The organism is Rhodopseudomonas sp., from assembly GCF_036404135.1.
GTDB lineage: Bacteria > Pseudomonadota > Alphaproteobacteria > Rhizobiales > Xanthobacteraceae > Rhodopseudomonas_A.
Genome location: NZ_DASWPE010000048.1, coordinates 1 through 8,630, shown reverse-complemented (window position 1 = coordinate 8,630; position 8,630 = coordinate 1). Strand labels below are relative to the sequence as shown.

At 65.6% G+C, this 8,630-nt stretch carries 6 protein-coding genes; 1 reads left to right on the top strand and 5 read right to left on the bottom strand.

Annotated elements, in window-relative coordinates; genetic code table 11:
- Nucleotides 1-206 precede the first annotated feature (206 nt).
- The 5 genes from VGC77_RS05795 to VGC77_RS05775 form a co-directional block, all read right to left on the bottom strand.
- The gene (locus tag VGC77_RS05795) at nucleotides 207-1,373 is read right to left on the bottom strand and encodes a M20 aminoacylase family protein (protein WP_331170622.1); all 1,167 of its coding nucleotides are present in this window, start codon (nucleotides 1,371-1,373) and stop codon (nucleotides 207-209) included.
- A gap of 300 nt (nucleotides 1,374-1,673) precedes the next feature.
- Entirely contained in the window at nucleotides 1,674-3,323 is a 1,650-nt protein-coding gene (locus tag VGC77_RS05790; protein WP_331170621.1) for an ABC transporter ATP-binding protein, read from the bottom strand.
- Between the two features lie 358 nt (nucleotides 3,324-3,681).
- The gene (locus VGC77_RS05785; RefSeq protein ID WP_331170620.1) at nucleotides 3,682-4,572 is read right to left on the bottom strand and encodes an ABC transporter permease; all 891 of its coding nucleotides are present in this window, start codon (nucleotides 4,570-4,572) and stop codon (nucleotides 3,682-3,684) included.
- A 10-nt stretch (nucleotides 4,573-4,582) separates the two neighbouring features.
- Nucleotides 4,583-5,524, bottom strand: a complete 942-nt coding sequence (locus VGC77_RS05780) for an ABC transporter permease (RefSeq protein ID WP_331170619.1) — start codon at nucleotides 5,522-5,524, stop codon at nucleotides 4,583-4,585.
- Nucleotides 5,525-5,602: 78 nt separating this feature from the next.
- On the bottom strand, nucleotides 5,603-6,733 hold the full coding sequence (locus VGC77_RS05775; protein WP_331170618.1) for a M20/M25/M40 family metallo-hydrolase: 1,131 nt from the start codon (nucleotides 6,731-6,733) through the stop codon (nucleotides 5,603-5,605).
- A gap of 373 nt (nucleotides 6,734-7,106) precedes the next feature.
- Between VGC77_RS05775 and VGC77_RS05770 the strand changes: the two genes are divergently transcribed.
- Nucleotides 7,107-8,630: ABC transporter substrate-binding protein (locus VGC77_RS05770; RefSeq protein WP_414709614.1), on the top strand; the 1,524-nt coding region annotated here is incomplete at its 3' end.

Genomic DNA, 8,630 nt, shown 5'->3' with positions numbered 1-8,630 from the left:
ATCATCGGCCGGCTCGGCGGCTGGGACGGCTATCCATCGTCCAAACCTCCCGGCCCCATCACCTTCAAGCACGGCCTCGAACGCTTCTCCGCCATCGCCGCAGGATGGAGCCTCAGAGATGTGTGCATGCCTTAGTGCGTGTGCAGGGACGACCCGTTGAGATGCAGAGGCTTTCTTTCGATCGCCGTGCGCTCTGCAGACCGACGTCACCCTCCGACCGGCAGCCGGGTTTCGACGATCCGCGCCAGCATGCTGGCGCCGATCGGCAAGAGCTTGTCGTCGAACAGGTAGCCGGGATTGTGCAGCGGCACCGAGCCGTCGTGACCGAGCCAGAAGTAAGCGCCCGGCACCGCGTGCAGCATGTCGGCGAAGTCCTCGCTGCCCATTTTCGGCCGCGACGTGGTCAGCACGTTGGCGGTGCCGACGATGTCGCGCGCCACCCCGGCCACCACCGCGGTCTGCTCCTCCTGATTGACCAGAACGCTGAAGCCGTCGCGGATCTCGACCTTGATCTCGACGTCGAACGCCAGCGCGATGCCGGCGGCGAGCGCGCGCATCCGCTCGCGGATCAAGACGCGGACCTCGTCGGCGAAGGCGCGCACCGTGCCGCAGAGCTTGGCTTCGCCGGGGATTACGTTGTAGGCCGAGCCGGAATGGATCTGGGTGATCGACAGCACCGCGGATTTGAACGGATCGACGTTGCGGCTGACGATGCTCTGCATCGCCTGACCGAGCGTCATCGCGACGATCACCGGATCCTTGGAGCGCTCCGGCATCGCGCCGTGGGCGCCGTAGCCGGTGATGGTGATGTCGAAGAAATCCGCGCCGGCCATCGCCGGGCCGGGAAACACCGCGATCTCGCCGAGCGCCAGATTGGGCGCGTTGTGCAGGCCGTAGATTTCATCGCAGGGAAATTTGTCGAACAGCCCGTCCTTGATCATGGCGCGGGCGCCGCCGAGGCCTTCCTCGGCGGGCTGGAAGATGAAATGCACGGTGCCGGCGAAGTCGCGGGTCTCGGCGAGATAGCGCGCGGTGCCGAGCAACATCGTGGTGTGGCCGTCATGGCCGCAGCCGTGGAAGCGGCCGGGAATCGTCGAGCGCCAGGAAAGGTTGGTGTTCTCCTCCATCGGCAGCGCGTCCATGTCGGCGCGCAGGCCAATGCGTTTGCCGCCGCCGCCCTTGCCCTTCAGTACGCCGATCACTCCGGTGCCACCGAGCCCGCGATGCACCTCGATGCCGTATTGCGTGAGTTTTTCAGCGACGATGCCGGAAGTGCGTACCTCCTCGAAGCCGATCTCCGGATGGGCGTGCAGATCGCGACGGATCGCGGTGAGGTCGTCGGCGAAAGCGTCAATGCGGTCGAGGGTCGGCATGCATGATCCTTGTTGGGGAGTGGGTTGCGAACAGAATTCCAGGACTCATCATGGCGCCGGTCGAGGCACGCTGAACTCGCCAAGAAGTCCAGCGCTGACCTGTGCCGTCACCCTGAGGCGCTCGCCGTATTCGGCGAGCCTCGAAGGGCGACGGCGTGGCAGGCGAGCGTGCAACCCGCATCCTTCGAGGCTCGGGCGGCCTTGCGGTGGAGACGTTTCGCTTGCAGCCAGTCATTCCCGGTTCACGCGCGAGCCTCGCTGCTCGCGCCCCGAGTGACTTTCGATGAGTTGTGAAAGTCATCACATCACCAACGTCGGTTCTGCCGCGACCGGGCGGAAATTGGCAAAATCCCAGCCGCGGCCGGGCGCGGCGTCAAGTAACTGCCGAGTGTAAGCCTCGCGCGGATGCGTCAAAATCTCGCCGGCCGGGCCCTGTTCGACGATGCGGCCGTGCTGCATCACCGCGACGTCGTCGCAGATCTGCGCCGCGACCCGCAGGTCGTGGGTGATGAACAACAGCGCGATGCCGAGCCGTCGCTGGATGTCGGCGAGCAGTTCCAGCACCTGCGCCTGCACCGAGACGTCGAGCGCCGACACTGCTTCATCGGCGACCAGCACCTCGGGATCGAGCGCCAGCGCCCGGGCAATCGCGATGCGCTGGCGTTGGCCGCCGGAGAATTGATGCGGATAGCGCGAGATCGCATCGGCCGGCAGATCGACGAGTTGCAACAGCTCGCGGGCTTTCGCCAGCGCCTGCTTGTGCGGCATGCCGTAATTGATCGGGCCTTCGGCGATGCTCTCGCCGACGCTGATCCGCGGATTGAGCGAGCGATAGGGATCCTGAAACACGATCTGGATCTTCTGCCGGTGCGGCTGCAACAGCCGCCGCGACAGGTCGGAAATCTCGCGACCCACCAAGCGGACGCCGCCGGAGGAGGGATCGATCAGCCGCACGATGCAGCGCGCCACGGTGGATTTGCCGGAGCCCGATTCGCCGACGATGCCGAGCGTGCGGCCCTTGCGCAGCGTCAGCCAGACGTCTTGCGCGGCCACGACTTCGCGGGCGCGGCCGAACATCGCCCGCTCGCGATACACTTTGCCGAGTTCGCTGGCCTCCAGCACCACCGGCGCAAAGCTCTCCGGCCGCGGCGGCCGCGGCACCAGGCTCGGCACCGCAGATAATAACTTGCGGGTGTACTCCATCGCGGGGGCGCGCAGCACCTGGTCGAGCGTGCCGGTCTCCACCAGTCGGCCGTGCCGCATCACCGCGACGCGGTCGGCGATCTCGGCGACCACGCCCATGTCGTGGGTGATGAACAGCACCGCGGTGCCATGGTCCTTCTGCAGCTCGCGGATCAGCGTCAGGATCTGCTTCTGCGTGGTGACGTCGAGCGCGGTGGTCGGCTCATCGGCGATCAGCAATTTCGGCTCGAGCACCAGCGCCATCGCGATCATGATGCGCTGGCGCTGGCCGCCGGACAAACGATGCGGAAACGAGCGGAAGATGCGTTCGACCTCGGGCAGCCGCACCTGCTCCATCATCGCGAGGATGCGGTGCTTGCGGGCGCGGGCGTCGAGGTCGGTGTGCGCCCGCAGCACCTCGTCGATCTGGCGGCCGACCGGCACCACCGGATTGAGCGCGGTCATCGGCTCCTGAAAGATCATCGCCATGGTGGTGGCGCGTAGCTGCCGCAGCCGGCGGTCGCTGGCCTGCAGCACATCCTCGCCGACCAGCCGGATGCGGCCGGAATTCGCCACCAGCGCGCCCTTCGGCAACAGCCCCATGGTGGTGAGCGAGGTCACCGATTTGCCGGAGCCAGATTCGCCGACCAGGCACAGCGTCTCGCCGGCGCCGACCCGCAGCGACAGTCCATCGATCACCCGCTCGCCGCCGGGATTGCGGCCGAGTCCGACCACCAGATTTTCGATGTCGAGGATGGGGGCGGTCATGTCGCGGCCCCGCAATCATCCATGGCGCCGTCCGGTCGCATGCGTACCGCAGGGCAATCGCGTCTTAAGCTATTAGCTTCGGATCGCACGGCGGCGATCGAGCGGAGCCCCTCCACGAGTCGTCCCTGCGCACGCAGGGACCCATCACCCCTGGCTTCCAAGATGAAGAAACGGCCTTGGCCCCTCGGGCAAAACGAGGCTCCGCGCCGTATGGGTCCCTGCGTGCGCAGGGACGACGCGTTGAACTGCAGAGGCCAGCTCGCGGCGGAGCTACGCGCAGCAAATTTCCCAAAGCCGCATGCGATCGCGCTGCGGCGCGCGGAGAGAGGTGAGATCACGCGTGGCTGCGCTCTCGTATTCACTTTGCGCCCTCCCGCTGTTTCATCCGCGGGTCGAGCGCGTCGCGGGCGGCGTCGCCGAGTAGGTTGACGCTGAGGATCGCGATCGACAGCAACAGCCCCGGCCAGAAGATCATCGACGGCTTGATCTGGAAGTAGGCGCGGCCCTCGGCCATGATGTTGCCCCAGGTCGGGGTCTCCGGGCTGATGCCGGCGCCGAGGAACGACAGGATCGCCTCGGTGAGGATCGCCGAGGCGCAGACGTAGGTGCCCTGCACGATCAACGGCGCCACGGTGTTGGGCAACAGATGCCGCGCCATGATCTTCGGCAGGCTGGAGCCGAGCGAGATCGCGGCTTCGACATAAGGCTCCTCGCGCGCCGACAGTACGGTCGAACGCACCAGCCGGGCGACGCGGGGAATTTCCGGGATGGTGATGGCGATCAGCACGGTGGTGAGGCTGGCGCCCGACAGCGACACCACGGCGATCGCGAGCAGAATGCTCGGGATCGCCATCAACCCGTCCATCACCCGCATCATCACCGCGTCGACCCATTTGAAGAACCCGGACACCAGGCCGATCGCCAGGCCGATCGCGATCGAGACCATCGCGGCGCCGACGCCGATCAACAGCGAGATCCGCCCGCCATAGAGAATCCGCGACAGGATATCGCGGCCATAGGCGTCGGTGCCGAGCAGGAACTGGGCGCTGGCGGGCTTCAGCCGCTGCGCCGGCGCCAGCAGCAACGGATCGTGCGGCGCCAGCCATGGCGCGAACACCGCGGAGGCGACGATCAGCGCCAGGCAGATCGAGGCCAGCGTGATGATCGGACTGCCGACCAGAGACGACAGCGCCGAGCCGGCGCGGACACGGACGGAAAGCGCGGGACCGGGCAGGGTATCGATCGCCATCAAGAGCGCCTCAATATCGAATGCGGGGGTCGAGCAGCGTGTAGGCGACGTCGATCATGAGATTGACCGCGACGTAGATGCCGGAAGTCAGCAGGATCATCGCCTGGATCACCGGATAGTCGCGCGCCAGCACGGCGTCGACGGTGAGCCGGCCGACGCCGGGCAGGTTGAACACGCTTTCGGTGACCACCACGCCGGAGATCAGCAGCGCAAATCCGGTGCCGATCACGGTGATCACCGGCACCGCGGCGTTGCGCAGCGCGTGGCGCAACAGCACGCCGGGCTCGGCGATGCCCTTGGCGCGCGCGGTGCGGATATAGTCCTCGCCGAGCACGTCGAGCATCGCCGCGCGGGTCATCCGCGCGATCAGCGCGATATAGATGAACGACAGCGTCAGCGTCGGCAGGATCAGCCGTTCGAAGAACGGCCCGAAGCCGTTATAGATGCTGCGATAGCCCTGCACCGGCAGCCAGCGCAATTCGATCGCGAACGTCTGGATCAGCACATAGCCGATCACGAACACCGGCACCGAGAAGCCGACCACCGACAGCCCCATCACGAAGCGGTCGATGAAGCTGCCGTGCTTCCATGCCGCGATCACGCCGAGCGGCACCGCGACCACGATGGCGAGAATGATGGTGGAGACGGCGATCGCCAGGGTCGGCTCGACGCGCTGGCTGATCATCTTCAACACCGGCACCTGCGAGATCAGCGAGACGCCGAGGTCGCCGTGCAACAGCTTGCCGATCCAGCTAAAGAACTGCGTGTACAGCGGCAGGTTGAGGCCGAGCGACGCCCTGATGCGCTCGAGTTGTTCGGGGCTGGCGTTGTCGCCGGCAAGGATCGCCGCGGGATCGCCCGGCGTCAGCCGCAGCAGCAGGAACACCACCAGCGCGACCACGCCCATCACGGGAATGGCGGCGAGCACACGGCGCAGCAGATATAACAGCATCGCTTCCTTTCGTTGCCCCGGCTAAAAGTTAGCAATTCCTATGCCACCGAACACGGCGTTGCCGTTCCTGATCCGCTGCTACTGCAAGGTCGCGAGCAGTCCGGCCATCAAACGCCCGCGTTCGGCGAGGCTGTCGACTTCGATATGCTCATTCAAGGTGTGCGGATCGGCGCCGCGCACGCCGAGCCCGTCGAGCGTCGCGATGCCCATCGCGCCGGTGAAGTTGCCGTCGGAGCCGCCGCCGGCGCTGCCATGCGTCAGCGCGACGCCGAGTTGTTCGGCAACGCCGCGCGCCTGCTCATACAAAGCCAGCGTCGCGTCGTTGGGTTCCCACACCGGGCGGGTGACGCCGCGCGTCACGGTGAAATTCACGTCCGGCGAACTGCCACTGAGCGCCAGCATCCGCGCCACGCCGCGGTCGAGATCGGCCTGCCGCTTCGCCATGCTGAGCGCTTCGCCGCGGCAGGTCGAGGCCACGCAATTCACCCATTGTCCGCCATGCACGATGCCGACGCTGAAGGTGCAGTCGTCGTCGGTCATGGCGTCGATGGTGAGGATCTGCCGCGCCATTTCGCGGATCGCCGAACGCCCCGACGACAGCGTCGCGCCGGCGTGGCTCGGTTTGCCGCGGGCTTCGAGGTTGAACCGGGCGATGGCGTAGCGTCCAGTCACGACGCCGTTATTCGGCTTGCCGGGTTCCGGCACCAGCACGTATTTGTTGCGCGCGGCTTCGGCTTCGATCACGTCGCGGGTCGACGGGGTGCCGACCTCCTCGTCGGGCGTGAACAGCACGGTGATCGGCAGCGGGGTGGTGAAGGCGGCGCGTGCCAATTGCCGGATCGCCTCCAGCGACAGATAGTTGCCGCCCTTCATGTCGTAGATCCCGGGGCCGAAGCATTTGTTGCCGTCGCGGCGAAACGGCAGATCGCGCAGCGTGCCGATCGGGTGCACGGTGTCGAGATGGCCGGCGATCAAGATGCCGGGCTCGCCTTGTCTGGGGTGCGGAAATTTGGCGCGGACGCAATCGGCGAAACCCTGGCGCCCCGCGATGCGTTCGATGTGGGCGCCCATGATCGCCATCTCGCGCGCCGCGAGATCCAGCATCCGGTTCACCGCGCCGGTGTCGAAGGTCGGGCTCTCGCATTCGACCCAGGCGCGCAGCCCTTGCAGCATCGCCTCGGAATCGAACGGCAGGTTCGCTGGATTCATTCGGGTTCCTCCTGGTCGTCACGTCGTTGGCTTCAGTGCGGACGTTTGTAACGAGTCGTTGCTGAGGCGTGACGTCTTACGGCGTTGACGCGGCGTTCGCTCTGCGCGCGGCGATCGGGCGTCGGCGAACGGGGGGCATCAAACATGGTGTCGAAGTTATCAGCAAGCGGTTTGCGCGTGCAACGCTCTGCGATTTTGCGCACAGCCGTTGCGCGATCACCATGCGTGAAAACGCGATTGACGCGTCATCGACGCGATGCAAGTCTCGCGCGCCGAGCTAACACCAGGTGTTAGTAGGTTGCTCCGCCTAAGAATGTATCGCCCTGCACATCTAATCATCTGCGGTTGATCAGTTTCAAGCCAGGAGAACTCAATGTCTGAAAGTCTGCGCCGGCTGCGTTCGTCATCGCTGCCGAAATGGAGATTACGCGGCGTTATCGCCGCGATGGCGTTGGCGTTATCGCTGCCCGCCTCGGCAAAGACGCTGACCGCGGTGATGCATTCCGATCTGCGCGTGATCGATCCGGGGCTCACCACCGCCTACATCACCCGCGACCACGGCTATATGGTGTACGACACGCTGCTGGCGATGGACGCCAACTTCAAGGTGCAGCCGCAGATGGCGGACTGGAAGGTGTCCGACGACAAGCTGACCTACACCTTCACCTTGCGCGACGGCTTGAAATGGCACGACGGCGCGCCGGTCACCGCGGAGGATTGCGTGGCGTCGTTGCGGCGCTGGGGTTCGGCCGACGGCATGGGCCAGAAGCTGATGGACTTCACCGCGTCGCTGGAGGCCACCGACGCCAAGACCATTACGCTGAAACTGAAGGAGCCCTACGGGCTGGTGCTGGAATCGATCGGCAAGCCGTCGTCGCTGGTGCCCTTCATGATGCCGAAGCGGATCGCCGAGACGCCGGCGGGCAAGGCGATCTCCGAGCAGATCGGCTCCGGGCCGTTCAAATTCGTCGCCGCGGAATTCCAGCCCGGCGTCAAGGCGGTCTATGTGAAGAACACCGACTACGTGCCGCGAGCCGAGCCGCCGAGCTGGACCTCGGGCGGCAAGGTGGTGAAGGTGGATCGCGTCGAATGGATCACGATGCCCGACGCGCAGACCGCGGCCAACGCGCTCCAGTCCGGAGATATCGACCTGCTGGAACGGCCGTCATTCGATCTGGTGCCGGTATTGCAGGCCGACAAGGATCTGACATCGGGTGTCCTGAACGGCCTCGGTTTCCAGACCATGGGGCGGATGAACTTCCTCTATCCGCCCTTCGATAACGTCAAGATTCGCCACGCCGCGTTGATCGCCATGAACCAGAAGGACGTGCTCGACGCGCTGGTTGGAAATCCGCAGTTCTACAAGATATGCGGGGCCTTTTTCGGCTGCGGCACGCCGCTGGCGACCGACATCGGGGCGGACACCCTGCTCAAGGGCGGCGACCTCGCGGAGGCCAAGAAATTGCTGGCCGAAGCCGGCTATGACGGCACGCCTGTCGTGATCCTGGCGCCGACCGATGTGGTCTCGCTGAAGCCGCAACCGATCGTCGCGGCGCAACTGCTGCGCCAGGCGGGATTCCAGGTCACCGTGCAATCCATGGACTGGCAGACCGAGAATGCCGTGTTCGCAAGCCAGAAGCCGCCAAAGGACGGCGGCTGGAATCTGTTCTTCACCAATTGGGGCATCGCCGACATCATGAATCCGATCGCGAGCGTTCCCCTGAACGGCAAGGGCCGCAAGGGCGGCTGGGCCGGCTGGCCGGAGGATGCGCAGATGGAAACGTTGCGCGATGCCTTCGCACGGGCCGGCTCATCCGACGAGCAGAAGAAAATTGCGGCCCAGATTCAGCTGCGCGCCTTCGATCAGACGACCTATATTCCGCTCGGCCAGTTTTTC

Coding starts and splice junctions, on each gene's coding strand:
- VGC77_RS05790 (WP_331170621.1), bottom strand. CDS start 3,323: ATGACCGCCCCCATCCTCGACATCGAAAATCTGGTGGTCGGACTCGGC.
- VGC77_RS05775 (WP_331170618.1), bottom strand. CDS start 6,733: ATGAATCCAGCGAACCTGCCGTTCGATTCCGAGGCGATGCTGCAAGGG.
- VGC77_RS05795 (WP_331170622.1), bottom strand. CDS start 1,373: ATGCCGACCCTCGACCGCATTGACGCTTTCGCCGACGACCTCACCGCG.
- VGC77_RS05785 (WP_331170620.1), bottom strand. CDS start 4,572: ATGGCGATCGATACCCTGCCCGGTCCCGCGCTTTCCGTCCGTGTCCGC.
- VGC77_RS05780 (WP_331170619.1), bottom strand. CDS start 5,524: ATGCTGTTATATCTGCTGCGCCGTGTGCTCGCCGCCATTCCCGTGATG.